At 68.1% G+C, this 24,932-nt stretch carries 25 protein-coding genes; 13 read left to right on the forward strand and 12 right to left on the reverse strand.

The annotated features are described in order from the left end of the window. The first annotated feature begins 1 nt into the window (after nucleotide 1). The 3 genes from DFO47_RS11815 (at nucleotide 2) to DFO47_RS11825 (ending at nucleotide 2,101) form a co-directional block, all read left to right on the forward strand. Nucleotides 2-577: an Asp23/Gls24 family envelope stress response protein gene (locus DFO47_RS11815; protein ID WP_243835464.1), complete on the forward strand. Its 576-nt coding sequence runs from the start codon at nucleotides 2-4 to the stop codon at nucleotides 575-577. After that, entirely contained in the window at nucleotides 574-918 is a 345-nt protein-coding gene (locus DFO47_RS11820; RefSeq protein WP_133831751.1) for a hypothetical protein, read from the forward strand. The genes DFO47_RS11815 and DFO47_RS11820 overlap by 4 nt, the downstream gene beginning before the upstream one ends. Before the next feature lie 145 nt (nucleotides 919-1,063). Continuing rightward, nucleotides 1,064-2,101 (forward strand): nitronate monooxygenase, encoded by a 1,038-nt coding sequence (locus DFO47_RS11825; protein WP_133831752.1) that lies wholly within the window; start codon nucleotides 1,064-1,066, stop codon nucleotides 2,099-2,101. Between the two features lie 89 nt (nucleotides 2,102-2,190). On the opposite strand, the gene DFO47_RS11830 is transcribed toward DFO47_RS11825, so the two are convergent. Both DFO47_RS11830 and DFO47_RS11835 read right to left on the reverse strand, forming a co-directional pair. After that, nucleotides 2,191-3,231: an NAD(P)-dependent alcohol dehydrogenase gene (locus DFO47_RS11830; protein WP_018760997.1), complete on the reverse strand. Its 1,041-nt coding sequence runs from the start codon at nucleotides 3,229-3,231 to the stop codon at nucleotides 2,191-2,193. Between the two features lie 148 nt (nucleotides 3,232-3,379). Continuing rightward, nucleotides 3,380-4,396, reverse strand: coding sequence for a zinc-dependent alcohol dehydrogenase family protein (locus DFO47_RS11835; RefSeq protein ID WP_133831753.1), 1,017 nt, complete (start codon nucleotides 4,394-4,396; stop codon nucleotides 3,380-3,382). Between the two features lie 140 nt (nucleotides 4,397-4,536). Here DFO47_RS11835 and DFO47_RS11840 point away from each other — a divergent pair, with 140 nt between their 5' ends. The 7 genes from DFO47_RS11840 (at nucleotide 4,537) to DFO47_RS11870 (ending at nucleotide 11,148) form a co-directional block, all read left to right on the forward strand. Continuing rightward, nucleotides 4,537-5,430, forward strand: coding sequence for a helix-turn-helix transcriptional regulator (locus DFO47_RS11840; RefSeq protein ID WP_133831754.1), 894 nt, complete (start codon nucleotides 4,537-4,539; stop codon nucleotides 5,428-5,430). 62 nt (nucleotides 5,431-5,492) lie between these two features. After that, nucleotides 5,493-6,140 carry a hypothetical protein gene (locus tag DFO47_RS21325; protein WP_240617782.1) on the forward strand — a complete coding sequence of 216 codons (648 nt, stop codon included), beginning with the start codon at nucleotides 5,493-5,495 and terminating at the stop codon, nucleotides 6,138-6,140. Between the two features lie 318 nt (nucleotides 6,141-6,458). Continuing rightward, nucleotides 6,459-7,574 carry an ABC transporter substrate-binding protein gene (locus tag DFO47_RS11850; protein WP_018760992.1) on the forward strand — a complete coding sequence of 372 codons (1,116 nt, stop codon included), beginning with the start codon at nucleotides 6,459-6,461 and terminating at the stop codon, nucleotides 7,572-7,574. Beyond that, complete coding sequence (locus DFO47_RS11855; protein WP_133831755.1) at nucleotides 7,571-8,425, forward strand: ABC transporter permease; 855 nt, start codon at nucleotides 7,571-7,573, stop codon at nucleotides 8,423-8,425. Before DFO47_RS11850 ends, DFO47_RS11855 begins: the two co-directional genes overlap by 4 nt. Beyond that, entirely contained in the window at nucleotides 8,401-9,171 is a 771-nt protein-coding gene (locus DFO47_RS11860) for an ABC transporter ATP-binding protein (protein ID WP_018760990.1), read from the forward strand. Before DFO47_RS11855 ends, DFO47_RS11860 begins: the two co-directional genes overlap by 25 nt. A gap of 61 nt (nucleotides 9,172-9,232) precedes the next feature. Then, nucleotides 9,233-10,612 (forward strand): LLM class flavin-dependent oxidoreductase, encoded by a 1,380-nt coding sequence (locus DFO47_RS11865; RefSeq protein WP_133831756.1) that lies wholly within the window; start codon nucleotides 9,233-9,235, stop codon nucleotides 10,610-10,612. Between the two features lie 113 nt (nucleotides 10,613-10,725). Beyond that, a complete protein-coding gene (locus tag DFO47_RS11870; RefSeq protein ID WP_026264383.1) occupies nucleotides 10,726-11,148 on the forward strand; it encodes a universal stress protein in 423 nt (140 codons plus the stop codon). A 79-nt stretch (nucleotides 11,149-11,227) separates the two neighbouring features. On the opposite strand, the gene DFO47_RS11875 is transcribed toward DFO47_RS11870, so the two are convergent. The 5 genes from DFO47_RS11875 to DFO47_RS11895 form a co-directional block, all read right to left on the reverse strand. Continuing rightward, the gene (locus DFO47_RS11875; protein WP_018760987.1) at nucleotides 11,228-11,623 is read right to left on the reverse strand and encodes a cupin domain-containing protein; all 396 of its coding nucleotides are present in this window, start codon (nucleotides 11,621-11,623) and stop codon (nucleotides 11,228-11,230) included. Between the two features lie 40 nt (nucleotides 11,624-11,663). Continuing rightward, complete coding sequence (locus DFO47_RS11880; RefSeq protein ID WP_243835465.1) at nucleotides 11,664-12,890, reverse strand: MFS transporter; 1,227 nt, start codon at nucleotides 12,888-12,890, stop codon at nucleotides 11,664-11,666. 70 nt (nucleotides 12,891-12,960) lie between these two features. Beyond that, on the reverse strand, nucleotides 12,961-13,857 hold the full coding sequence (locus DFO47_RS11885) for a DUF817 domain-containing protein (protein WP_133831757.1): 897 nt from the start codon (nucleotides 13,855-13,857) through the stop codon (nucleotides 12,961-12,963). Beyond that, nucleotides 13,850-14,668, reverse strand: a complete 819-nt coding sequence (locus tag DFO47_RS11890; RefSeq protein ID WP_133831758.1) for an oxygenase MpaB family protein — start codon at nucleotides 14,666-14,668, stop codon at nucleotides 13,850-13,852. The genes DFO47_RS11885 and DFO47_RS11890 overlap by 8 nt, the downstream gene beginning before the upstream one ends. A gap of 85 nt (nucleotides 14,669-14,753) precedes the next feature. Then, entirely contained in the window at nucleotides 14,754-15,272 is a 519-nt protein-coding gene (locus DFO47_RS11895) for a hypothetical protein (protein ID WP_231369844.1), read from the reverse strand. On the opposite strand from DFO47_RS11895, the gene DFO47_RS21330 reads away from it, so the two are divergent. Continuing rightward, a complete protein-coding gene (locus DFO47_RS21330; protein ID WP_243835466.1) occupies nucleotides 15,271-15,549 on the forward strand; it encodes a hypothetical protein in 279 nt (92 codons plus the stop codon). The two genes, DFO47_RS11895 and DFO47_RS21330, sit on opposite strands and share 2 nt — an antisense overlap. A gap of 75 nt (nucleotides 15,550-15,624) precedes the next feature. Here the strand turns inward: DFO47_RS21330 and ilvD are convergent, their stop codons facing one another. After that, on the reverse strand, nucleotides 15,625-17,484 hold the full coding sequence (ilvD, locus tag DFO47_RS11900) for a dihydroxy-acid dehydratase (RefSeq protein WP_133831760.1): 1,860 nt from the start codon (nucleotides 17,482-17,484) through the stop codon (nucleotides 15,625-15,627). A gap of 85 nt (nucleotides 17,485-17,569) precedes the next feature. Here ilvD and DFO47_RS11905 point away from each other — a divergent pair, with 85 nt between their 5' ends. Continuing rightward, nucleotides 17,570-18,406, forward strand: a complete 837-nt coding sequence (locus DFO47_RS11905; protein WP_109045697.1) for a helix-turn-helix transcriptional regulator — start codon at nucleotides 17,570-17,572, stop codon at nucleotides 18,404-18,406. On the opposite strand, the gene DFO47_RS11910 is transcribed toward DFO47_RS11905, so the two are convergent. The 3 genes from DFO47_RS11910 to DFO47_RS11920 form a co-directional block, all read right to left on the reverse strand. Next, nucleotides 18,403-19,638 carry an amidohydrolase gene (locus tag DFO47_RS11910; protein ID WP_133831761.1) on the reverse strand — a complete coding sequence of 412 codons (1,236 nt, stop codon included), beginning with the start codon at nucleotides 19,636-19,638 and terminating at the stop codon, nucleotides 18,403-18,405. The two genes, DFO47_RS11905 and DFO47_RS11910, sit on opposite strands and share 4 nt — an antisense overlap. Before the next feature lie 46 nt (nucleotides 19,639-19,684). Next, nucleotides 19,685-20,632 carry a polysaccharide deacetylase gene (locus DFO47_RS11915; protein WP_109045695.1) on the reverse strand — a complete coding sequence of 316 codons (948 nt, stop codon included), beginning with the start codon at nucleotides 20,630-20,632 and terminating at the stop codon, nucleotides 19,685-19,687. A 63-nt stretch (nucleotides 20,633-20,695) separates the two neighbouring features. Further along, nucleotides 20,696-22,246: a cytosine permease gene (locus DFO47_RS11920; RefSeq protein ID WP_133831762.1), complete on the reverse strand. Its 1,551-nt coding sequence runs from the start codon at nucleotides 22,244-22,246 to the stop codon at nucleotides 20,696-20,698. Between the two features lie 106 nt (nucleotides 22,247-22,352). Here DFO47_RS11920 and DFO47_RS11925 point away from each other — a divergent pair, with 106 nt between their 5' ends. Continuing rightward, complete coding sequence (locus tag DFO47_RS11925) at nucleotides 22,353-23,957, forward strand: PucR family transcriptional regulator (RefSeq protein ID WP_133831763.1); 1,605 nt, start codon at nucleotides 22,353-22,355, stop codon at nucleotides 23,955-23,957. A gap of 71 nt (nucleotides 23,958-24,028) precedes the next feature. Here the strand turns inward: DFO47_RS11925 and DFO47_RS11930 are convergent, their stop codons facing one another. Further along, a complete protein-coding gene (locus DFO47_RS11930; RefSeq protein WP_133831764.1) occupies nucleotides 24,029-24,592 on the reverse strand; it encodes a dihydrofolate reductase family protein in 564 nt (187 codons plus the stop codon). Nucleotides 24,593-24,932 lie beyond the last annotated feature (340 nt).

Below are 24,932 nucleotides of genomic sequence, written 5' to 3' on the forward strand. Positions count from 1 at the left end.
CATGCCCCACGACACATTCGAGTGCGGCCACACACTTGAGGAACTCAGCATCTACCTGGACACGGGTGAATTCGCCGACCCGCACCACCTGGAATCCTGCCCGGAATGCCGCAACGGGCTCGACTCCCTCCGCCGGCTTTCCGCCGCCGGCAACGAGCTCTTTGCCAGCGACGTTGCCGCGGCCGGCAGTGGCACGGACGAGTGGATGAAGGACATCCTGGCGAACCTGGCCTTGGAACTGCGGCCCGGCAGGACCATCCCGCTGCGGTCCGACGACCCCGCCGACACGCTGTCCGAAACGGAAGGGGCCGTGCTTGCGCTGGTCCGGTCCGTGGCTGACAACCTGCCAGGGACAGTAGCCGGACGCGTAAAGCTCGACGGCGACGTCACCCTCCCCGGAGAGCCGGTGACGGTCCGTGTGGACCTCGCCGTGCTGTTCGGCCAACACCTCATGGACAGTGCGGCATCGCTGCGGCAGGATCTGGCCGAGGCGTTGGCGAGGCACACGGAATTGACCATTGCGGCCATCGACATCACCATCACCGACGTCATCGACGCCCCCCGGGAGGAACAGTGACCACACCCTTGAAGAACGTCGTCATGGCGGTCGACGGCGTCACGGAAGTATTTCCCGCACGGAGCCTGTGGCAGCGCCTGCCGGCCCGGGCCGCGTCCGTACTGAACCCGCGGGCCGCGGAGCCGGAAAACGACGCCCTCGTGGACGTCCGTGACCAGGACGGCCGCACCGAGGTGACCGTGCGGGTAGGCGTCAGCTCGGAGGCCCGTACCCCGGATGTGGTCCGTGGTGTTGCCGCCGCGGTCCGGAAGCACTTTGCCCCGGCGGACGTTTCCGTGAAGGTCACGGTGGCGCGGATTGCGCCCGCAGGCCCGGTGGCGGCAGGAAGCCACGACGCCTAGGGACGTTCCCCCGCACGCCCCGGCCCTGTCACGGCCGGTCCATACCGGCGGCTCCATACCGGCGGCTCCATCCCCGCCGCTTCGTGCCGGAGCAGGACCGGCGTAGCATTCGTCAGGTAGGCGCAGCCGGCCCGGGAGGCATGAGTTGAACAGCGAGCGGAAACCACGTCGGTTCAGTCCCAGGTCCCTGGAACTGCCCGTCATCCAGGCGCCCATGGCGGGCGGGCCGTCCACTCCGGAGCTGGCGGTTGCGGTCAGCGCCGGCGGCGGCCTGGGTTTCCTGGCCGCCGGCTATAAGACGGCGGACGCGATGCGCGCCGACATTGAAGCCGTCAGGGAACACACGGGCGCACCCTTCGGTGTCAACCTCTTTGTCCCCCAGCCCTCCGTCATCACTCCCGACGCCCTGCAGCGCTATGCCGCCTCGCTCGCCCCCGACGCCGAACGCTTCGGCGTCGAACTGGGGGATCCACGGCACGACGATGACGGCTGGGACAGGAAGCTCGAGGTCCTGCTGGACCTGGCACCGGCGGTGGTGTCCTTTACCTTCGATTTTCCCGGTGCAGACGTTGTGGAATCCCTGAAGAAACGCGGCGTGTACGTCATGGCCACGGTGACCGGCCGGGACGAGGCACTCCAGGCACTTACCCGGGGTGCGGATGCCCTCTGCGTCCAAGGGCCCGAGGCCGGCGGCCACCGCGGCACCTTCGACTCCGCCGGCGCCCCGCCGGAGGTGCCCCTGCACGGGATCCTCGAGGAGCTGTCCGACCTCGACGTGCCCCTGGTCGCGGCCGGCGGGATCACCACTGCGGACGAAACGCGGGCCGCCCTCAGCATCGGTGCAGCAGCAGTCCAGGCCGGCACGGCTTTCCTCCGCGCCGACGAAGCCGGAACCAAGCCGGCGCACCGGGCGGCACTGGCGTCCCCGGAGCATTTCACCACCACCGCCGTTACCCGTGCGTTTTCCGGCCGCAATGCCCGCGGGCTGTACAACGCGTTCATGGGCCGCCACGACGCCGATGCCCCCTACGGGTACCCGGAAATCCACCACCTCACCACTCCCCTGCGTGCCGCGGCGGCAGCCGCGGGGGATCCGGAAGGGCTGAACCTCTGGGCAGGCATCAACTACCGGACCACCATGGCGGGCCCGGCCGCGTCGATCCTGCGAAGCCTCGCGCCGTGAGGCCGGTCCGGCCTCGTCCTTCACCCACGGGTTAAGCACGACGGCGGGCCGGCCCCTTTCGGAGCCGGCCCGCCGCACGTGGTGGTGCCTTAGAGGGTGGCGGTATCGATCACGAACCGGTACCGGACATCCGAGGCGAGGACGCGCTCGTAGGCCTCGTTGATCTTCTCGGCCGGGATGACCTCGATCTCGGCGCCCAGGTGGTGCTCGGCGCAGAAGTTGAGCATCTCCTGGGTTTCACGGATGCCGCCGATCATGGAACCGGCGAAGGAGCGGCGCCCGCCGATCAGTGCGAAGGCGTTGACGGGAAGCGGCTCGGCCGGGGCACCGACGTTCACCAGCGCGCCGTCCAGCTTCAGGAGGCCCAGGTAGGAGCTGATGTCGATCGAGGCACTGACCGTGTTGATGATCAGGTCGAAGGATCCGGCGAGCTCGGAGAAGGTGTTCTCGTCGCTGGTCGCGTAGTAGTGGTCGGCGCCCAGCTTCAGGCCGTCTTCCTGCTTCTTCAGCGACTGCGACAGGACGGTCACTTCGGCGCCCATGGCGTGGGCGAGCTTGACGGCCATGTGGCCCAGCCCGCCGAGGCCGACGACGGCAACGTTCTTGCCGGGGCCGGCACCCCAGTGGCGCAGGGGCGAGTAGGTGGTGATGCCTGCGCACAGCAGCGGCGCGGCAACGTCGAGGTCGATGCCCTCAGGGATGGTCACCACGAAGTCCTCGGTGACCACGACGTGGGTGGAGTAGCCGCCCTGGGTGATGGTGCCATCGCGGTCAACGGCGCCATAGGTGCCCACGTTGCCCTTGAGGCAGTACTGCTCCTCGCCCTTCTGGCAGTTGACGCACTCCTTGCAGGAGTTGACCATGCAGCCAACACCCACGCGGTCGCCGACTGCGTGCTTGGTGACGGCCGAGCCAACCTCGGTGACGATGCCGGCGATTTCGTGGCCGGGGACCAGCGGGTACTGCTGCGGGCCCCAGTCGCCGCGGACGGTGTGGATGTCCGAGTGGCAGATGCCGGCGAACTTGATTTCGATCATGACATCGTGCGGACCCACCTCGCGGCGTTCAATGGTGGTGGCCACCAGGTCCTCCGTTGCGGACGGGGATGCATAAGCCTTGACGGTAGTCATGGTTCTCCTCTGATCTGTTGGGGATAACTCGATGCTACAAGGGCTTCCCTGGTGAAACCCTGTGTGTTGGGGCGGCCAGGGTGGCCCTGTTGAAACTGGTCTTGGGAGTCCTACCCTCGACGGCCTCCAGTCGGGGGCAGGACCGTGGTCACGGGCGCAGCAGCACCTTGATGGCCCGGCGTTCGTCCATGGCCTTGTACGCCTCCGCTGCCTTTTCCAGGGGAAGTTCAAGGTCAAACACCTTGCCGGGATTGATCTCGCCGCGGAGGATCAGGTCGATCAGCTCGGGCAGGTACTGCCTGACCGGGGCAGGGCCGCCGTGCAGGTGGACGTGCGAGTAGAAGAGGTCCCGGCCGGGCAGCGCCACATCATGGGAGACGCCCACGAACCCTACGTGGCCTCCGGCGCGGGTGGCGTGGATGGCCTGCAGCATCGATTCCTGGGTGCCCACGGCCTCCAGCACCGAATGCGCGCCAAGGCCGCCGGTGAGTTCCTTGATCTTTTTCACGCCTGCGTCACCACGTTCTTCGACAATGTCGGTGGCACCGAACTCGCGGGCCAGGGCCTGCCGGTCCGCATGCCTGGACATGGCGATGATCTTCCCGGCGCCCATCTGCTTGGCTGCCAGGATCCCCAAGAGCCCCACCGCGCCGTCGCCCACGACCGCTACAGTCTTGCCAGGGCCCACCTCGGCTGCTTTGGCGGCGAACCATCCGGTGCCCAGCACATCGGAGGCAGCAAGCAAGGATGGAATGTGTGCGTCGTCGGGCATTTCCGGGGTAGCCACCAGGGTGCCGTCCGCCAGCGGGACGCGCAGGTATTCGGCCTGGGCGCCGCCCACGCCCTGGCGGTGGACGCAGCCGCTTTGGTAGCCGGAACGGCAGATCTCACAGGTGTTGTCCGAGGCGAAGAAGGACCCCACGACGAATTGGCCCGGTTGGACGTTCTTCACGTCGGCGCCGATTTCTTCGACGATGCCCACGTACTCGTGGCCCATGGGCTGCGGCCGGGCCAGCTTGTCGGCGCCTCGGTAGGGCCACAAATCGGACCCGCACACGCAGGCGGCAACGAGCTTGATGACCGCGTCCGTGGGCCGCTGGACGGCTGGTTTGTCACGGTCCTCGACGCGGACGTCTCCGGGGGCGTGCATGATGGTTGCGCGCATGCTGGGTCCTCCAAATGCTGAACGGCTGAAAGCGGACAAGTACATCAAACCCGCAGCGCCGGCAGTTGGCGAGGGTCTTGCCGAAACTGGTTTTGGCAGACCCTCCTTACGGTTCGCGGAATCGTCGTAACGTGGTCCCTATGGATAACCGAGCCGAGGTACGGCAGTTCCTCTCCTCCCGCCGTGGACGCATCACCCCCGAGCAGGCAGGCATTGAACCGTACGGCGGCCGGCGCCGGGTCCCGGGGCTGCGGCGCGAGGAGGTAGCCCGGCTGGCGGGCGTCAGCGTGGACTATTACACCCGCCTGGAACGGGGCAACCTCAATGGCGTCTCGGACAGCGTCCTGGATGCCATTGCCGGCGCCCTGGAACTGGACCGGGCCGAGCACGACCACCTCTACGACCTGGCCCGGGCAGCCAACTCCTCGGGACGCAAGCGGGCTGCGGGCGCCGGCGGTTCGGCGTCCACGGCGGTGCGGCCGGAGCTGCAGTTCCTCCTGGACACCATCACGGGGGCACCGGCCTTTATTGGCAACAACCGTTTGGACATCGTGGCTGCCAACACCCTGGGCTATGCGCTCTATTCGGACATGTACCGCACTCCGTCGCGGCCGGCCAACCACTCGCGGTTCATCTTCCTGGACCCCCGAGCCCACAACTTCTACACGGACTGGGAGCGGGCAGCGAACACCAACGTGGCCATCCTCCGCCGCGAGGCCGGCCGCAATCCGCATGACAAGGGGATCGCGGAACTCATCGGCGAACTGTCCATGCGCAGCGACGAATTCCGCAGCCTGTGGGCCGCGCACAACGTCCGGCGCCACTACGCGGGCACCAAGTTCTTCCAGCACCCGGTGGTGGGGCTCCTTGAGCTGAACTACCAAGTCCTCGGGCTGGAGGAGGACCCCGGACATACCCTCACCGTGTATCCGGCCACCCCCGGCAGCCCCTCCGAGGAAGCCCTCAAGCTCCTTGCGTCCTGGGCGGTCACCGAGAATATTGCCGGCTTGGCCCAGGGCCGCGTGCGGGCCTGACATCGGGCCTGACACCGGGCCACCGTTCCATCCTCAGTCAACAGAAAGCCGGTGACCTGTCCGTGCGTGACCTAAGAGCGGATCCGTTCGTCATTGAAGGGCTTGAACGGCTCAGCCGTGAGGCCTTTGGTCCCGCCGGGTTTGCCCGCGGGACTGAGGAAGTGGTGCAAGTGCTGGTCCACCGGGGCTCCAGTACCCTGGGCCACGGCTGTGCCCGTACCGGCGGCAAACTTCGTGACCTTGTGGATGGCAAGGAAGAGTTCTCCTACGAGGCGCTGATCGTATGGCTGGACGAATACCGCAGCCGGGCCTACGAACCGGGTATCGGAACCTGGACCTCGGCGGAGGTCCATGTTTACCCTGACCGCCCCGGAGTGGTGGAGCTCTTTGATGAGGAACTTCTCAAGAAGACGGACGACGGCCGGTGGCACCCCGGCGCGGAACCGGCTGGTGCGTCCATCTGGGCACGCCAACTCCTGGCCTACCCCCGGACGGCGGACTGCATCCCTGACTGGATGTGGGCCATCTTCACTGCGGAAGGGGTAGACCCGCCGCTCTACAATCCGGAGTTCGGGGCGGTCGACTGGAACAACAGGCGCCGGCCGGTGGAACGTTGGGGGACGGATCCCGGTGCACGGCCGGCCGTCATCGACCCTGCGCTGGAACCGGGGTTCTTCCAGGGCCTCGGCAGGAGGCTTTTCCGCGCCTGACGACGGGCCTTCGCGGACGTCCAGTCACATTAACGTCCGTTGCGGTTCATGGCGCCGGGTTGCCTGCTTTGTCTCCAGGATGGCGCCATAAGTAGCGCCATTTCGCCGCGTTGAGCGTCCGTTGCGTGGTGCTGGCCAAGATCCCACAGGCCGTGTTTAGGTGTTTCCACGGCACCGGCCAAGCCGTACGCACCACCTGAGGCATCAGCGCAAAAACACGCACCCAGCGCCGTTCAGGCGCCACCAACCTCCCACGCCCACCCGGGCACCCATCCCGGGTGCCGTCGTCGTACCCGGAATCTTCCCGAAAGGAACACCATGTCCTTCCCAGCATCCCCGCCCCGCCCCGGCCCCGCTCGGACGTTTACCCGCCGCCGCGCCCTGGGCGCCCTCCTGGCCCTGCCTGCCGCGGGGCTGCTCTCAGCCTGCGGCGGTGCCGCCACCGCGGGCGGCGAACGCATCAGCCAGTCATCCCTTGGACCGCTGGCCGCCTCCGTCCCGGCCGGGACCACCATCACGGTGGGAGATCCCAGCATCAAAGTGGCCCTGGAACTGTCCGGCCTGATCAAGGACCTGGACGGCTTTACGGTGGAATTCGCCAACATCTCCGGCGGTCCGCAGACCACCGAGGCCTTCCGCGCCAACGCCCTGGACGTCGGGTCAGTGGCGGACATTCCGCCCATCCACGCCACCTGGACCGGGCTGGACGTCCGCATCATCGCCGCCGGCTACCGGCAGGACGCGGTGAACCACCCCATCTACGAGCTCGGTGTGGCGCCGGGAGCCGGCATCCGCAAGCTCGAGGAGCTGCGCGGGAAGAAAGTGGCCTACTCCCCGGGCCAGGCACAGGGCGCCCTGGTGCTGCGCATCCTGGACAAAGCCGGCCTCAAGCAGGAAGACGTCAAGCTCGTGGAGCTCCCCAGCACCGGGGACGCCTACGCCACGGCGCTGGCCAGCAAGCAGGTGGACGCGGCTCCGCTGGGCGGCGTCCAGATCAAGCGCTACCTGGCCAAGTACAAGGCCGACGGCGCCAGCACCCTCCGCCACGGGCTGCGCGATGATCCCAGCCTCCTCTACTCCCCCGCCAAAGTCCTGGCCGATCCCGCCAAGGCTGCCGCCCTTGCTGGCTACGCGAAGGTCTGGGGCAAGGCGCAGCGCTGGATCGAGGACCACCCGGCCGAGTGGCTGGAGGGCTACTACGTCAAGGATCAGGGCCTGTCCCGTGAGGATGGCCAGTACCTGATCGACGCCACCGGCAAACGCGACCTGCCCACCACGTGGACCGACGCGATCGCCCGGCACCAGGAAACCATCGACCTGCTGGCGCGCGAGCAGAAGAAGCCGCAGTTGACGGCGGCAGATCTTTACGACACCCGCTTCGAGGCCATCGCCGGCACGGCGTTCGCCTCCGCCGCCAAGGCTGGCGCGGCATGAGCGCGGTCCTGGACCGTCCCGTCGTCGCACCGCACCAGGACCCGGCGCAGGCTGGCCGGCCGGACGTGCGGCCCACAGGCAGGAGGCTCGGGCCCGGACGACGACGGCGGCTCGCCTGGGTGGGCCCGTCCGCTTTGCTGCTGCTGTGGACAGCTGCTTCCGCCACCGGGGCTCTGGACCCGCGTATCCTCTCCGAACCCTGGACCGTCGTGGCCACCGCCGGTGAGCTCATCGCCGACGGCCGGCTCCAGGAGAACCTGGCGATCTCCGCCCAGCGCGCCGGCCTGGGACTGTTCTTCGGCATCCTGGTGGGAGCGGTGCTGGCCCTGCTGTCCGGGCTGAGCCGGATCGGTGAAGCACTCATCGACGGGCCGGTGCAGATCAAGCGCGCCATCCCCGGCCTGGCCCTGATCCCACTGCTCATCCTGTGGTTCGGCATCGACGAGACCATGAAGGTCCTCACCATCACCCTGGGCGTCTTTGTCCCCGTCTACCTGCAGACCCATGCCGGGCTGCGCGGCATCGACCTGCGGTTCGTCGAACTTGCCCAGACGGTGGGCCTGGGCCGGGCCGGCTTCATCCGCAAGGTGGTCCTCCCCGGAGCCCTGCCCGGTTTCTTCCTGGGCCTGCGCTTCGCGGTGACCGGCGCCTGGGTGTCCCTGGTGGTGGTGGAACAGATCAACGCCACCAGCGGGATCGGCTACATGATGGAGCTCGCCCGCACCTACGGCCAGACCAACATCATCATCCTGGGCCTTGCCGTCTACGGCATCCTTGGCCTCCTCTCCGACGGCATTGTCCGTTTCATCGAACGAAAGGCCCTCTCATGGCAGCGCACCCTGGCGGGCTGACCGCCCTCGCCCCCTCCCCCGCCGGCACTAAGTCCGGCGCCGCTGTTTCAGTCCGCGGGCTCATCCGCAGCTTCGGTACCAAGAGTGTCCTGGACGGTGTGGACCTGGACATCGCGCCCGGCGAGTTCGTGGCCCTGCTCGGACCCAGCGGCTGCGGCAAGAGCACGCTGCTGCGCGCCCTCGCCGGGCTGGACCACGACGTCCGCGGCAGCGGCGTGATCAGCGTCCCGGACCGCGTCTCCGTGGTCTTCCAGGACTCCCGGCTGCTGCCGTGGGACAGCGTGCTGGGCAATGTCACCCTGGGCGTCCGGGAGCACGACGCCGGGGCCCGGGCCCGCAAGGCCCTCGCGGAAGTGGGGCTCGCCGGACGTGAAAAAGCATGGCCGCACCAACTCTCCGGCGGCGAACAGCAGCGTGTGGCGCTGGCCCGTTCACTGGTCCGCGAACCCCAGCTGCTGCTGGCCGACGAGCCGTTCGGCGCCCTGGACGCGCTGACCCGGATCAGGATGCACGGACTGCTCCAGGACCTGGTGGCAGCACATCGTCCCGCCGTCCTGCTGGTCACGCACGACGTGGACGAGGCCATTGCGCTTGCTGACCGGATCGTGGTCCTGGACCAGGGCCGGATCGCCACGGTCCGGCCCGTGCCGGAACCCATCCGCACCTCCGCAGACGCCGCCGGACACGAGGCCCTCCGCCGCGATCTCCTGGCCGCACTCGGCGTCGAAGCAACGGCGGGCCACTGACCCCGGTGGCTGCGCCTGCCGAAACCCACGCCCCTTCCCTCCATCCAGCAAGGAAACAGCCATGACTGCCAACAACCAGCCCACCGACCGCCAGCTTCACCTCAACGCCTTCCTGATGAGCACTGGCCACCACGAAGCATCCTGGCGGTTGCCGGAAAGCGACCCGCACGCGGGCACGAACATTGGGCACTACCAAAAGCTCGCCCAAACAGCCGAGCGCGGCAAGCTCGATTCGATCTTCTTTGCCGACTCCCCCGTCCTGTTCGGCGAGGTGGGCCGCCGCCCGGGCGGCAAGCTGGAGCCCACGGTGCTGCTCACGGCCATCGCGGGCGCCACCGAACGCATCGGGCTGATCGCCACCGCCTCCACCACCTACAACGAGCCGTTCAACCTGGCCCGCCGTTTCGCCTCGGTGGACTGGGCCAGCGGCGGCCGCGCCGGCTGGAACGTGGTAACCACAGCCGGCCCCGACGCCGCCCGGAACTTCGGCGTGGACGATCAGCCCGCCCACGCCGTCCGGTACGAGCGTGCCGCCGAATTCATCGAGGTGGCGCGGAAACTCTGGGACAGCTGGCAGGACGATGCTGTGCTGGCAGACAAGGCCGGCGGCGTATGGGGTGACGCGGACAAGATCCGCACCATCGACCACCAGGGCACGCACTTCAAAGTCCGCGGTCCCCTCAATGTTCCCCGGTCGCCGCAGGGCCATCCCTTGGTTGTCCAGGCCGGTTCGTCCGAGGACGGCAAGGACCTCGCCGCCCGTTATGCGGATGCCGTCTTCACCGCACACCAGACCCTGGCCGACGCGCAGGACTTCTACCGCAACCTCAAGGCCCGCACCGCAGCCGCCGGCCGCGACCCGGAAACCATCAAGATCCTGCCGGGCATTGTCCCGGTCATCGGTGCCACCGAGGAGCAGGCCCTGGAGCTGGAGCGCGAACTGGACCGGCTGATCAAACCGGAGTACGCACGGATCCAGCTGGCCAGAACCCTCCGCGTGGACCCGGAGGACCTGCCCCTGGACCGCCAACTGCCGGCCAACCTGCCCAGCGAGGATGAGATCGAGGGGGCCAAGAGCCGCTACACCTTGATCGTGCAACTGGCCCGCCGCGAGCAGCTCACGGTGAGGCAGCTGATCGGCCGGCTGGGCGGCGGCCGCGGACACCGCACCTTCACCGGCACGCCCGAGCAGGTGGCAGACGCCATCCAGGAATGGTTCGACGGCGGCGCGGCGGACGGCTTCAACATCATGCCGCCGGTGCTCCCCTCCGGGCTGGAAACCTTTGTGGACCAGGTGGTGCCCATCCTCCAGGAGCGCGGACTGTTCCGCACCGAGTACACCGGACGGACCCTGCGGGAGCACTATGGGTTGGCGCGTCCGGAGAACCGGTACGCCGGAGCTGCCGCCCCTGAACTGGCCTCGATCGGTTCGGCGTTTTGATGGGCAGGCGGCGGCGGCGTTTGCGGCAGCAACTGTGTGATACCGAAGCATGACGGGGGTACTCCCTAGACTGGCAGGTGGACAATGCGCCAGGACTAACGAAGGAGTGCAGGATGAGTGGAGTAGTGGTTGTAGGCGTGGACGCGAGCCCGTCGGCACGGAAGGCAGCGGAAGTGGCCTTGGGCCTGGCGGAATCGCTGGGAGCATCCCTGCACGTGGTGACCGGGTTTGAAAGCGAAACCGCCGAAACTTTCGGCGTGGGTTCGGACAAGGTCAGGATTTCCAATGCGGACAGCTCGGAGATCGTGGCGAAGGACCTGGCCAACTCCCGGCCCGGGGTGGAGGTCACCCACTTCGCTGCCCGGGGCAAGCCCGCCGATTCCCTGATCAAGGAAGCGATCCGCCTGGACGCCCGGTTGATCGTGGTGGGTAACCGCAGGATGCGCGGCATCGGCCGGCTCCTGGGCAGTGTCGCCAACAGCGTGGCGCACAACGCCCCGTGCGATGTCTACATCGCCAACACCTACGACGACTGACCCTTCCCCGTGACGAGGAGAGCGGACGGCGCCGGATTCTTCCGGCGTCGTCCGCTCTTTTTCCTGTCCGGGACGGGAGCTAGGCCCCGTATTCCTCGTCAGTGACGTGGTCGAGCCAGGTGACCACCTGGCCGTCCGCATCAGCTTCCTGCATGGCCACGTGCGCCATGAACCGCTCGGGGGTGGCCCCGTGCCAGTGCTCCTCGCCGGGCTCGATGTAGACGACGTCGCCCGGACGGATTTCCTGGACCTCGCCGCCGCGGCGGGCCACCAGGCCGATGCCGTCGGTGACGTAGAGGGTCTGGCCCTTCGGGTGGTGGTGCCACGCGGTGCGGGCACCCGGGGCGAAACGGACATGGGCGCAGCCGATGGCCGACTGTTCATCGGGATTGCGGATCCCGTCGATCTGCACCGTCCCCGTGAACCATTCCTTTGGCCCGGCGCCGGTCTGGCCGCCGCTCTTGGTGAACTTCATGGTCTCCTCCTGTTGATTCGGTTGGCTGGAAATCTGTTGGTCACGCCATCCGGTGCGTGGCCTTGGCAGTCACGAAGGCCAGGACGCCGGCGGCGGACAGGACCGTTGCGCTGGCAACGAAGGTGCCGCCGTAACCGGCGGAGTCGAACAGGAGGCCGCCCAGGGTTGAGCCAATGGCGATCGAGGTCTGGACTACGGCCACCATCAAGCCGCCGCCTGCCTCGGCGTCGTGCGGCATGGCCTCGGCGACCCAGCTCCACCAGCCCACCGGCGCGGCCGTGGACAGCAAGCCCCACAAACCCAAAAGAACCACGACGGCGGCGAACCAGCCGCCGGCCGGCACGAGCAGCGCCGCAATGACGGCCATGAGCGCGGGAATGGTGGCGAGCGTCCGGTACAGGCGTTTCCCCAGGAACCGGCCGATCAGCATAGTGCCGGCAAAGCCTGCCACGCCCAGCACCAGCAGGACCAGGGACACCGTAGCCGCATCAACCCGCGTCACCCGTTCCAGGAACGGGCGGATGTAGGTGAACAGGACGAACTGTCCCATGAAGAAGGAACCGCATGCGGCCATGCCCCAGGCCACCGGGCGGTTCTGGAACGCGGCGAAGATCGCCAGGACGCTGCCGGCTTCCCGCGGCTTGTCCACCGTCATGGACGGAAGGCTGAACCACTGCCAGGCCAAGGCAACGGCGGCCAGTGGAACCAGGCAGAAGAAGGCCGCCCGCCAGCCCATGACGGCGCCCAGCCAGCTGCCCAGCGGGGCGGCCAGGACGGTGGCGAGGGCATTGCCGCCATTGAAGATCGCCAGGGCCCGCGGCACCTGGTGGGGCGGGACCAGCCGCATGGCGGTGGCCGCGGAAAGGGACCAGAATCCCCCGATCACCACGCCGATGAGGGCGCGGCCGATCATGAAGAGCAGGTATCCCGGCGCCAGGGCCACCAGTGCCCCGGAGACCGCCATCAACGCCGTGAGGCCCAGCAGCAGGGCCTTGCGGTTAAGGCTGCCGGCCAGGCGGGAGACGGACAGGCTGGTGAGGACCGCGAACAGGCCGGAGACCGCGATGCCCTGCCCCACCATCCCTTCGGAGACCTGGAGGTCCGCTGCCATTGGTGTGAGCAGGCTGACCGGCATGAACTCCGAGGCGATCAGGGCGAAGACGCACAGCGACATCGCAAAGACGCCTCCCCAGTGGGCCTGGCGATGCTCGCTGCCAGAGGTTTGTTGCGGCGCGCTGGTACTGCTGGTTGTGGTTTCGGGAGGCATACAGTCCATCAAAGCGTGGTCCCGAAGCCCTAGCGAGGGCCCTGCTGAAACGGGTCTTGGCAGACCCCCTTTAGCGCGGCAGTGCAGCCGACGGAATGTCCCTGCGTCGTATGCCTCGTGGTTCCGGCGGCCGGGGCTTGTAGACCCAGGCCACCAGCACCACGGAGATGAGCATCAGCAGGAACCAGGCCACGAGTTTCTCCAGGCCCACCGGATGCCAGCCTGCGGCCTGGCTGGGGTAGAGCCAGGCCCCGGACCAGGTGGCAATGTTCTCGGCGATCCAGATGAACAGTGCCACCAGCAGGAAGGAAACCACCAGCGGCATGCGGAACTCCTTGCGGAAGACACGGAAGTGCATCACGCAGCGGCCATAGACAACCACGACGGCGGCCAGCAGCACCCAGCGCAGATCCCAGATGTAGTGGTGGGTGAAGAAGTTGGCGTAGATGGCGCCGGCGAGGATGGCAGTGATCCAGCGCCTCGGGTAGGCAGCGAACCTGAGGTCGAAGAGCCGGTAGACACGCACCATGTACGAGCCCACGGCGGCATACATGAAGCCGCTGAAGAGCGGTACAGCCCCGATCCGGAGGACGCCCTCGGCCTCGTAGGACCAGGAGCCGACGTCCGTCTTGAACAGTTCCATCACGGTCCCCACCAGGTGGAACAGGACGATGACGCGCAGCTCCCTCAGGGTTTCCAGTTTGAACGCGACCATGAGGACCTGGATGACGACGGCGGCGAGCGTCAGGAAGTCGTTCCGCGCCAGCACCGCATCGTCCGGGTACCACAGCCGGGCGGCCATGAGCACGGCCAGGAGCGCGGCTCCGAAGATGCAGGCCCAGCCCTGCTTGAGGCCGAAAACGGCGAACTCGGTGAGCCGTGCCTTGGCGCCGCGGGCCGGGGCCGTGGCCAGGAAGCGGCGGGCGTAGTCGTCGATCCTCTGCTCGACGGGGGTGGAACTACGCACGGCTCCCCTGGCGCTGCTGCAGCCGACCGTTCCCGTGCAGGTCCTTGTCGAGCTCGCCCAGGCAGTAGTCCTTGAACCAGTGCCGGGTTCCCCGTGGAAGTTTGGGGTAAGCCACCGCCAGGACGCGCATGGTCAGGTTGAAGCGCCGCTCGTGACGGTCGCTCCAGGTGAGGCCGAAGTCCTTCCGCAGCTGGCCTGGCAGCAGCCCGGCGGTCAGGAAGCGTGCCGAGGGCATCATGGCCCGGTACCAGAAGGCGGTGTTTTCCGGGTACAGCAGGCCACGGCCAACCTGGGCGCCTTCGGCTTCCACCCGCAGGGCGGCGAGCTGCTCCTGCCAGTAGCGGCCGAACGCGGCCCGGTCCGCGGGCCACATGGCCGGCGGGACCTGCAGCGCCGTACCGAGCCGTGCATAGTCCTGATACATGGCGTCCGCGGCGGCTTCATCGAGCGGGCCGTAGATCTTCTCAATGACGGTGAGCGCTGTGTCGTAGAGCGTGGCCGCCACCCAAAGCTGCAGCGCGGGATCGAAGGCGCTGTACCCGGCGGACGATTCGTCGGGAATGCGCCGCACGGGGGCATGGGCCCGGTTCACCCTGCGGCGCACCTCATGCACCTGCTCATCGGTTCCGTACACGACGGCGTAAACATAGGTGAGCGTGCCCTTGAGCCGGTTGACGGGACGCTCGGTGAAGGTGCTGTGTGCCGCCACCCCGCGGCCGATGGCGGGATTGGCAAGCTGCAGCAGGATGGCCCGTCCCGCCCCGGCGAGCAGGATGCCTTCCGCCCGGTAATCGGCCACTTCCTGCACCATGTGAAAAGGGTACCGGAGAGGCAGGACGGCAGGGCGGGGCGTTGGTCCCCCATTGGCCGGGCGCCCCCCTGCCAACAGCGTCCGGCTAGTGCTGCACCGGCCGCAGCGAGGTGATCATCTTCCTGATGTCCGAATACTCGGACGTGCCCCGGTACTTCCGGGCGAGGTCCAGGTACGGGAGCGACGGGTCCCCTGGCGTCGCGTTGTTGTTGGGGTCGTAGGACGCCCCGAACATGGCAGCGTTTGGGGGCCACCTGAAGAACTGGAAGATGGGGCACGCGTCCGGTCCGCTGGCCGCGGGGCCCGAGGTGATGCCGTAACCGGCAGCCGGGGTGCTGTACAGGCCGGGGGTCGGGGCATTCGCACGGGATTCGAACACGAACTGCGGCACCTCTCCGCCCTGGACCAGCGCCGGGACGTCCACCGTGTCCAGGATTTCGTAGGGGTACCTTTCGGTGCAGGTGGATCCGGTGGCCATGTTGGTCCTCAGCGTGGCCATTATCTTTCCGGCCTGGTTCCGGACCTCGGCGAATGCCCCGCCACCCTCGGCCAGTTCACCCGCAGGGTCCTTGACGCGCCAGTCGGCGGGAAGGTCGAACGCCATGCTGCCATCCGCCGTCGTAAACGTGGTCCAGGCCGCCGCGGCGGAACTGACCGCGGGAGCGCCGGGCGCTGTTTCTGCGGGCGGTGAGGACGGAACGTCCGACGGCGTCGGCGGGGCGGGCGCTCCGGTCGCCGCTGCGGAGGCAGCAGCGGAGGACCGCGAGGGCTGTGGACTTGCCGGCTGCGGAGAGCAGCCCGCCAGCAGCACCATCACGAGGGCGGCTGCCGCGAGGAACGGTTCAAACCTGCGCACCACACCTCCCCGGGCCCGACGATGACCCTTCAAGTGTGGCGCCGAATTCCCTGGCGGAGGAGGGCCAATGGACCTGCCCTTCCCCCGCCAGGAACCAGCATTACCGCTCCAGCAGCGACACGTCCCGGACGGCACCCTTGTCCGCCGAGAGGGCCATGGCGGCGTAGGCGCGCAGGGCAGCGGAAACCTGGCGGTCCCGGTCCTTGGGCTTGTAACCGCCGTTGACCTCCAGCTTCTCGCGGCGCTCGGCCAGGACCTCGTCAGAGACCTCCAGCTGCATGGAGCGCTGCGTGATGTCGATGCTGATGATGTCGCCGTCCTCCACCAGGGCGATGGCGCCGCCGGAGGCAGCCTCCGGCGAAATGTGGCCGATCGACAGGCCGGACGTGCCGCCGGAGAAACGGCCGTCGGTGATGAGGGCGCACTTCTTGCCCAGGCCGCGGCCCTTGAGGAACGACGTCGGGTAGAGCATTTCCTGCATGCCGGGACCGCCGCGGGGGCCCTCGTAGCGGATGACCACCACGTCGCCTTCCTTGACGGTCTTGTTCAGGATCTTCTCCACGGCTTCATCCTGGGATTCGCACACCACGGCCGGGCCGGAGAAGACCCAGATGGACTCGTCAACGCCTGCGGTCTTCACCACGGCGCCGTCGACGGCCACATTGCCGCGGAGCACGGCCAGGCCGCCGTCCTTGGAGTACGCGTGCTCCACGGAGCGGATGCAGCCTTCCGCCGCGTCCGTGTCCAGGGAAGTCCACTCGTTCGACTGCGAGAACGCGGTGGAGGAGCGGACGCCGCCCGGGGCCGCGTGCCAGAGTGCCTTCGCTTCTTCGGTGGCCTTGCCGCCGCGGATGTCCCAGTCATCCAGCCAGCCGTCCAGGTCATTGGAGTGGACGGAGTGGACGTCCTTGTGCAGGAGTCCGCCGCGGTTCAGCTCGCCCAGCAGGGCCGGGATGCCGCCGGCACGGTGCACGTCCTCCATGTAGTAGGTCTTGTCCTTGGCGACGTTGGGTGCCACCTTGGCCAGGCAGGGCACCTGGCGGGATTTGGCGTCCATCTCGGCCAGGCCGTAGTCCACGCCCGCCTCCTGGGCGGCGGCCAGCAGGTGCAGGATGGTGTTGGTGGAGCCGCCCATGGAGATGTCCAGGGCCATGGCGTTGTCGAAGGCCTTGGCGGTGGCGATCGAGCGCGGCAGCACGGACTCGTCGTCGCCGTCGTAGTAGCGCTTGACCAGCTCGACGACGGTGGCGCCGGCCTTCTCGTATAGCGCCTTGCGGGCGGTATGGGTGGCCAGTACGGAGCCGTTGCCCGGCAGGGACAGGCCGATTGCCTCGGTGAGGCAGTTCATCGAGTTGGCGGTGAACATGCCGGAGCAGGAACCGCAGGTGGGGCAGGCATTCTCTTCGATGAGGTTGATGTCGGCATCCGAGATGGACTCGTCCACGGCGTCGGCAATCGCGTTCACCAGGTCCAGTGACCGGACGGACCCGTCGGTGAGGGTGACTCGGCCGGCTTCCATCGGGCCGCCCGAGACGAAGACCACGGGGATGTTCAGGCGCAGGGCCGCCATGAGCATGCCCGGGGTGATCTTGTCGCAGTTGGAGATGCAGACCAGGGCGTCGGCGCAGTGCGCGTTGACCATGTACTCCACGGAGTCGGCGATCAGGTCGCGGGACGGCAGCGAGTACAGCATGCCGCTGTGGCCCATTGCGATGCCGTCATCCACGGCAATGGTGTTGAACTCGCGCGGCACGGCGCCGGCGGCGAGGATCGCATCGGAGACGATCCTGCCCACGGGGGCAAGGTGGGTGTGGCCGGGGACGAATTCGGTGAAGGAGTTGGCCACGGCGATGATCGGCTTGCCGATGTCCGCGTTGGCGACGCCGGAGGCGCGCAGCAGTGCGCGGGCTCCGGCCATGTTGCGGCCGTGGGTGACAGTTTTAGAGCGAAGTGCAGGCATGCTTACCATCCTGCGGGCATGGCCCTCCATGCGGAAGACGCTCTTACTACTAGTAGCAGGAGTACCAGAGTAATAGTATTTTCTGGTGACTGAACCAGGGCGCCGCAAAGAACTCGGCCTCTTCCTCCGCGCCCGCCGGGACCAGGCGCTCCGGGCGGATTACGGCCTGCCGCCGATCGGCCGGGCGCGCGACCGGGGACTGCGCCGCGAAGAGGTGGCGTTCCTTTCCGGCGTCAGCGTCACCTGGTACACCTGGCTGGAGCAGGGCAGGGACATCAGCCCGTCCCGGCAGGTGCTGGAGGCGGTCAGCCGGGCCCTGCATCTCTCGGCAACCGGCGTGGGCTACGTCCTGTCCTTGGGCGGTTACGCAGCAGCGGCCCCTGCCGGCCCCGCAGCCGATTCCGCCCCGCCCCATATCCAGCGCCTGCTCGATGCACTGGACCCCAATCCGAGCTTCGCGCTGTTTCCGGACTGGGGCGTGGCCGGCTGGAATACGGCCTATGCCGCCCTGTTTCCGAACATCGCCACGGTGGCCCCGGCGGACCGCAACCTCCTCTGGCTGGTGTTCACCGATCCCTACGTCCGCAACCTCCTGCCGGACTGGGAAACCACCAGCAAGCGGTTCCTTGCCGAATTCCGCGCCGAAGCCGGGCAGCGGCTCGGTGATCCGGACATCCAGTACCAGGTAGAACGGCTGAAGGAAGCCAGCCCGGAATTCCGGCAGGGCTGGGACCTGTACGACATCCTGGGCTTCGAATCCCGCGAGCGCCTTTTCCACCACCCGGCCGTGGGTGTGCTCCAGTTGGAACACCACCAGGTGTCCCCGTCCGACCGGCCGGACCTCCACATCGTGGTGTATACCCCTGCACCGGGCAGCGACGCGGCCGCGCAGATGAAGTCCCTGCTGGCTCGAAACGGTTAGGAAGCCCCGGCGCCCAAGTACGCGAGGGCCGCAGCAGCCTGCGCCTGCGTAGCCACGCGCAGGGTGGGATCCACGGCGGGCAGGAAGAACGGTGAGTGGTTGGCTGGAATATCGGTGTCCACGGTGCCCGCTGCCACCGCCTGCCGGTAGGTTTCCCGAGGCACCGACCCGACAACCCAGTACACGTAAGGGGCCCCGAAAGCGTCGGGGATGCGGCTGAAATCCTCCGACGCCGTCTGCGGCGCGGTGCGGTAGACGGCGTCGGCACCGAACGTCGTGGTGAAGGCCGCCGTGACCCTGGCGTTGGCCTCCGGATCGTTGCTGGTCAGCGGGTATTGGTCGTAGTACTCGAACTCAGGTTGCCGCGGCGAGCCGGCAGCCGCGCACTCGCCGCGGACGATCCGCTCGATGGCGGCGAGCATCTGGCTCCGGACCGCCATGTTGTAGGTACGGAGGTTGAGCAGCAGTTCTGCCCGGTCCGGGATGATGTTGGCCGTGGCACCGGCGTTCACCGAGCCGATGGTCAGCACCGCGAACTCCCCCGGGCGCGTTTCACGGGACACCGCGGTCTGCAGGCGGAGGACGATCGAGGCAGCCAGCACCACCGGATCGACCGACTTGTGCGGCATGGATCCGTGGGCGCCCCGGCCGTGCATGGTGATCCGCACCGAATCTCCGGCCGAGAGGATGGGACCCGGCGTGGTACCGATGGTTCCCGCCTCGGTGGGCATGACGTGCTGGGCCAGCGCAACGTCCGGCCGCGGGATTCCGGCGGCCAGGCCGTCGTCGAGCATTGCCAGGGACCCCGCCGCTGTCTCCTCCGCCGGCTGGAACAGGACAACGTAGGTGCCACGCCATCCGTCCCGGTGGCCGGCAAGGTACCGTGCCGCGCCGAGCAGGGCCACCACATGAATGTCGTGGCCGCAGGCATGCATGACGCCCGGGACGGTGGAGGCGAAGGGCGCCCCGGTGGCCTCAGCAACCGGCAGGGCGTCCATGTCCGCCCGCGCCAGCAAGCAGGGACCGGCGCCGTTGGCGAGGACGCCCACGACGCCGGTCCCGCCGAAATGCCGGACGTCAAAGCCCGACCGGGCCAGGTTGTCCGCTGCCGCGGCGGACGTTTCGTGTTCGGCGAGGCCCAGCTCCGGATGCCGGTGGAACTGCTCGTACAGCGGAATCTGCCAGGCAAGTTCCTGCCCGATGCTGTCCTGAAGGCTGGCCATGAGGTCCATTCCGGCACTCCTCCCGGCCGGCGGCGCCGGCCCTTTTTCGGCCACTCTAGGCCAGGACCCCCTGCCGCACCACGGCCGGCTGGAATTGCGCACCCGCGCCCGGGAAGACCGGTACGTCAATCCGCGCGTGCGTGTGGACCTCCGTGACCGAGGCCTTGGTGTGCCGGGCAATCTGTTCCATGGTGGCGACCCACATGCCGTCCATCGCCTTCACCCGCTCGATCAGCTGTTCAAGGGCCACGGCCTTGGACGGCCGGCCGGAAATGAATGGATGGTTGGTCAGGACGAAGCAGCTGCCCTGGGAGTGGTGGGCCTGCGCCTCGAGGGTCCACATTTCCAGGACCTTCGCCGGGCTTTCGATGACGCCGCTGCCGGTCACACCGGGGTAGAAGGCGTACTGCTCCCAGTCATCAAGGGTCCAGTCCACGGGGATCTCCACGATGTCCCGGGGATCATCGGCGGCGACGGCGAAACGGTAGGGGGCATCGCCGTCGAGCAGGCTGGAATCGTAGAGGAAGCCGCGGTCCGCGAGGAGGCCCGGGGAGTGCCAGTTCAGTTCCCACCACGGTGCCCGGTACCCCACCGGCCGGACCCCGGCCACCTTCGCCAGGGCTTCGAGGCCGCGGTCAAGGTAGCCGGCCTCGGTGGCGGCGTCGATGCCCTGCATCGGTTCGTGCAGGTAGCCGTGGTGGCCCACCTCATGCCCGCCGTCGACGATCCGCCGGACCACGTCCGGGTAGGACTCGGCGGTGAAGCCCGGGATGAAGAAGGTGGCTTTGATGTCCTGGCGCTCGAGGATTTTCAGGAGCCGCGGTACGGCGACTTTGGGACCGTACGACTGGTGGGTCATCAGCGACATGCGCCGGGTGGAGCTGGGGTCGTGGGCGATCGTGCAGGACTCCGCGTCCACGTCGAAGGTGAAGGAGGCTGCGGCTTTGGCGCCGTCGGGCCAGGTGACCGGATGCAGGGCGTCCGCGATGGCGGGCTGGTTCACGGGAAATCCTTTCGGCGGGCGCAGGGCGCCCGCCAGGTGTTGGGGGATGGGAAGCTGTGCGGCCTAGCGGGCGGGCAGGACAGGGGCGGCGTCCGTTTCCTTGCCGCCTGCTCCGGGGGCGGGGCTCACGGCGGTGACCGTCCGGGGCTTCACTGCGAGGTACCGGATGTGCTGCCGCGGCCCGAGGATGGCGTACACCCCGGCGCTGGTCAGTCCGCCGGCCAGCCAGGACAGGTCCCAGCCGCCCAGGGCCACCGCGATGGGGCCCTGCATGATGGGGATCAGGCCGTACATGAAGAGCCAGGTTGCGACGATCCCGGCCACCAGGGAGATGACACCGGCCCAGTTGACGCCGGGCAGCCGCTTGGTGCCCACGGCGTCGAACAGGCGCTCCGGCTCGCCCGGCCATCGCTTGTCCAGCCAGAAGTAGTGCACCAGCATGATGCCGCCCCAGGCGGCCACCCAGGCCACCAGGCCGATCAGCCAGGCGTCGAGCACCGCGGCGAAGTCCTCCTGGAAGATGAAGAAGACGACGGCGGCGAGCGAGAAGACGCCGACGAACAGGTTGAGCTTGCGGCGGCTGATGGAGATGTCCAGGGCCTGGGTTGCGACCGAGAACGTGTAGATGTTCAGGATGTTGGTGGCGATGGGGCCGTGGAGCACCATCAGCAGCACGGGCAGCGCCATGGCGCCGAAGTTGAGGACGATCAGCTTGCCGGGATCGATCTCCCCGGAGTTGGTGGCAAGGCTGGCACCAAGGACGCCGAGCCAGACCACCGGGATGAACTGGCCCAGGACCGAGGCGAGGTAGACCTTCTTCTTGGGGACGCTGGTGCTGACGAACCGGGAGTAGTCCGCGGCGTAGGTGAACCAGGTGATGCCCCAGCCAATGCCGATGGCCGTCATGACGGCGCTCATGGCGGCGATCCGTTCCGAGCCTTCCAGGATGGCGCCGGCCGGTCCGGCGTAGCCCCAGTTGATGTCCATGCCGAACCAGGCGACGGCGGACATGACGGCCAGGATGAGGATGGTTGGCGGTACGGTCCATTTTTCGAAGGCCGCGATGGCTTTGTAGCCGAACCAGGCGATGGCGACCTGCAGGGCCATGATGAAGGTGGCGACGCCGATCTTCCAGGCGTAGTTGGGGGCTTCAGGGTCAACCCAGCCGAGGGTTCCGAAGAGTGCCATGACCAGGTCGAGGATGATCCAGGTGTTCACCGCGCACCAGCCGATGACCAGCAGGGCCTGGATGGCGGCCGGCAGGTAGTTGCCGCGGCGGCCGAAAGCGGCCCGGGCCAGGACCATGCCGGTGGCTCCGGTCTTTTGGCCCAGGAGGACGAAGCAGCCAAAGAGGAGCATGCCGATCAGGTTGCCCAGGACCAGGACGGTGACGGTGTCCGCCAGCCCGAGTCCCAGCTGGATGCCGAGTGCCCCCAGCACCCAGTTGATGGGAGCCAGGTTGGCGCCCGCCCAGATCCAGAACTGGCCGGATACCTTGCGTGTGCGCGCTGATTCGGGGATGGGCTGCAGCCAGGCTTCGTGGTCCACGACGTTGTGGTCCTGGCCGGCAGGGGCCGCGTGCCCGTGCGTTGCTGGTGAAAGCTTTTCTTGCATGGGGGCCTCCGTGAGGTGGATAAGTACTCAAAGGCTATGTGGCCCCCATCACAAGGAACAAGATACAATCTGTCGAACAGATTCCCCTACCACGTTACGGAATGTCGTGTCAGTGTTTCTTGGCGAAATACTCGCCCACCCCGCCCTTGCCGCCGCCGATCCCGTACTCCATCCCCTGGGCGTGGTGGCCGATGCGCAGCCGGTGCGCTGGGTCCATTCCAGCGAAGTCCTGGACATCGCTCCCCTGCTCCGTGGCGGCGAGCTGCTGCTCTGCGGCGGGATCACCCTGGCCACGGCCACCCCCGCCAAACGCGAGGACTATGTCCGCGAACTGGCCCAGCGGGGTATCGCGGCGCTCGCCATCGAGACGGGGGGCGCCCTCCCGGAAATCCATGCGGACATGCTGCGGACGGCCGAGGCATACGGCCTTCCGGTGGTCGAGCTGCGGAAGGTGGTGCCCTTTGTGGGCGTCATGCAGGCCATCAATTCCATGCTGGTCAGCGAGTCGGTGGGGCACCTGCAGCAGGCCGACGCCGCCACCCGCGCCATGGCGGCGGAGCTGGCCCACGGGGCCTCGCTGGACAAGATCCTGGCCGTACTGGCGGGCATCACGGGTTCCGCCGTGCACCTCACCTCCCCGTGGGGAGTGACCATGGGCAGCGCCGTCCCCGAGGGGTGGAGCAGCGGGGTGGCCGCCGGAGACGGGCCGGCGGACGACGACGGCTCCGGACCGGGCGCTCACGGCAGCCTTGCCGGCGGGGCCGGGCTGCCCGGCGGAACGGTGGTCAGCGTGGACATTCCCGTGCGCGGCGTCCTGATGGGGCGGCTTGAGGTGCGGGTACCGGAGGCCGCAGACGTGGCGCTGGCGCAGGTGGCCGGGGAACGCTCCGTGGACATCCTCGGGCTGGCGCTGCTGCAGCACACTCCACCCGGACTGCACGCCCTGGCCGGAGCAGAACTGATGCGGGCAGTGCTCAATTCCGCCCCGGAGTGGCGGCTTGAGCAGCTGGCCCCGGGGGCCGGCTTTCCCACGGATTCCCCGGCAGTGGTGGCGGCAATCCATGCGGCGTCACCGCAGGAGGTGCGCGGCGCCGTCGAAACCTTCCTGAGCTCACGCCGGATTCCCTGCGCCGCCTACCTGGACGACGCCGAGCTTGTGGTGATGATCGGCCTCCCCTGCACCGATGCCACCGGTGAGCGGCGGCGGCTGTTGGGATCGTTGCAGGGCCTGGCGGGGGACCCTGACGCGGTGATTGCCGTGGGGCCCCTGGCCGGCGGGGTGGCTGGGGCTTCCTGGTCGCTGGCAGAGGCGCGGCGGGCCTTGGAGGTGCGCCAGATCCGGCGGCGGAACGCCTCGGCACGCCGGCAGTATCCGGCCCGCGGCCTGGTGGTGGTGGACGCGGAGGATTCCGCGGTTGAAAGCCTGTCCCTGACCTGCCTGGATGCCTCGGCGCGGGAGGCGTTCGTGAACCGCCAGCTGCGGGCGGTCCTGGAGCATGACGCGCAGCGGCAGTCCCAGTTGCTGGAGACTTTGCGGGTATGGCTGGACTCGGGCTGCAACACCGCGCAATCGGCGCGCGAACTGCACTTGGAACGGCAGTCCATGCACCACCGGCTGCAGCGGATCTTTGAGCTGTGCGGTGGCGATCCCCGCGGGACGGGGCGGCTGGCGGCATTGCATCTCGCCGCCCGGATGGCGGGACTCCCCTGAGAAGCCCGTCCCGGTAAATTGGCCTCCCCATCCCCAAGCGCGGAGGTCGGCCGCTTTGAGTCTTGGCCTGCTCAGCGACGAACGTCGTACCGGGCCAGGACCGCGCCACCGGGAAAGGCCCTGGTCTCCACAAGCTTCAGCTGCACCCAATGGTCCAGGGAGGTAAAGAAGGGCGTCCCGCCGCCCACCAGGACCGGATGGGTGACCATCACGTACTCGTCGATCAGTCCGGCCCGCATGGTCGCCGCGGCGAGCGTGGCACCGACGATATCAATCGGACCGCCCTCCCCTGCCTTGAGCCGCGCGATCTCCGGAACTGCATCGCCGGTGACAAGGCGGGTATTCCAGTTGACCGGGCGGGGCTTGGAGGAGAACACCACCTTCGGCATGTCCCGCCAGCGTTGCGCGAACTCAATCTCCGCAGGCGTGGCACCAGGCTCCTGGTCCGCGGTGGGCCAGTGGGAGCTCATCGCCTCCCACAGCCTGCGTCCGTACAGGGCCAGGCCCGTCGCCGACACGCGGTCGGACCACCATTGGAACAGTTCATCGTCCGGGATGCTCCAGCCGAGGTCGTCCCCGCGAGCTGCGGTATAGCCGTCCAGGCTGACGTTCATGGCGAAGGTTAGTTTGCCCATGGCGCCAGTTTCCCGCGGGCCGGTGCTGGTTGTACAGACCGGCACGGCTCCGACGAGCGCCCGGACAGGCCGTGAAGAAGCCCGGGGCCGCGCTCCTTTGCGTCCATATCATGAGACATTCGGCATACGACAGCGGCCATCTTCCGGATGCACTGTTTGTGGACATGGACGCCTGGTTGTCCGGCGGCGATCCTGGACCCATCACAGAGGTCCGGGCCGCACTCGCGGAGGTCGGGCCGCCGAGCGGAGCCGGGCTGATAAGGGGCAATGCCCGACCGGACCCGCATCCACCTCCCGCCACGCCGCCGGCTTCGGACGTATGCTTGCCGTGCATTGCTCT

Source organism: Arthrobacter sp. AG258, from assembly GCF_004364695.1.
In the GTDB taxonomy this organism is placed as follows: Bacteria; Actinomycetota; Actinomycetes; order Actinomycetales; family Micrococcaceae; genus Arthrobacter.

Bases quoted from the DNA above. Each gene is read 5' to 3' on its own strand.
- DFO47_RS11815 (WP_243835464.1), top strand. From the start codon at position 2: ATGCCCCACGACACATTCGAGTGCGGCCACACACTTGAGGAACTCAGC.
- DFO47_RS11830 (WP_018760997.1), bottom strand. From the start codon at position 3,231: ATGACTACCGTCAAGGCTTATGCATCCCCGTCCGCAACGGAGGACCTG.
- DFO47_RS11835 (WP_133831753.1), bottom strand. From the start codon at position 4,396: ATGCGCGCAACCATCATGCACGCCCCCGGAGACGTCCGCGTCGAGGAC.
- DFO47_RS11840 (WP_133831754.1), top strand. From the start codon at position 4,537: ATGGATAACCGAGCCGAGGTACGGCAGTTCCTCTCCTCCCGCCGTGGA.
- DFO47_RS11850 (WP_018760992.1), top strand. From the start codon at position 6,459: ATGTCCTTCCCAGCATCCCCGCCCCGCCCCGGCCCCGCTCGGACGTTT.
- DFO47_RS11855 (WP_133831755.1), top strand. From the start codon at position 7,571: ATGAGCGCGGTCCTGGACCGTCCCGTCGTCGCACCGCACCAGGACCCG.
- DFO47_RS11860 (WP_018760990.1), top strand. From the start codon at position 8,401: ATGGCAGCGCACCCTGGCGGGCTGACCGCCCTCGCCCCCTCCCCCGCC.
- DFO47_RS11865 (WP_133831756.1), top strand. From the start codon at position 9,233: ATGACTGCCAACAACCAGCCCACCGACCGCCAGCTTCACCTCAACGCC.
- DFO47_RS11870 (WP_026264383.1), top strand. From the start codon at position 10,726: ATGAGTGGAGTAGTGGTTGTAGGCGTGGACGCGAGCCCGTCGGCACGG.
- DFO47_RS11875 (WP_018760987.1), bottom strand. From the start codon at position 11,623: ATGAAGTTCACCAAGAGCGGCGGCCAGACCGGCGCCGGGCCAAAGGAA.
- DFO47_RS11880 (WP_243835465.1), bottom strand. From the start codon at position 12,890: ATGCCTCCCGAAACCACAACCAGCAGTACCAGCGCGCCGCAACAAACC.
- DFO47_RS11890 (WP_133831758.1), bottom strand. From the start codon at position 14,668: ATGGTGCAGGAAGTGGCCGATTACCGGGCGGAAGGCATCCTGCTCGCC.
- DFO47_RS21330 (WP_243835466.1), top strand. From the start codon at position 15,271: ATGCTGCCATCCGCCGTCGTAAACGTGGTCCAGGCCGCCGCGGCGGAA.
- DFO47_RS11895 (WP_231369844.1), bottom strand. From the start codon at position 15,272: ATGGCGTTCGACCTTCCCGCCGACTGGCGCGTCAAGGACCCTGCGGGT.
- ilvD (WP_133831760.1), bottom strand. From the start codon at position 17,484: ATGCCTGCACTTCGCTCTAAAACTGTCACCCACGGCCGCAACATGGCC.
- DFO47_RS11910 (WP_133831761.1), bottom strand. From the start codon at position 19,638: ATGGACCTCATGGCCAGCCTTCAGGACAGCATCGGGCAGGAACTTGCC.
- DFO47_RS11920 (WP_133831762.1), bottom strand. From the start codon at position 22,246: ATGCAAGAAAAGCTTTCACCAGCAACGCACGGGCACGCGGCCCCTGCC.
- DFO47_RS11930 (WP_133831764.1), bottom strand. From the start codon at position 24,592: ATGGGCAAACTAACCTTCGCCATGAACGTCAGCCTGGACGGCTATACC.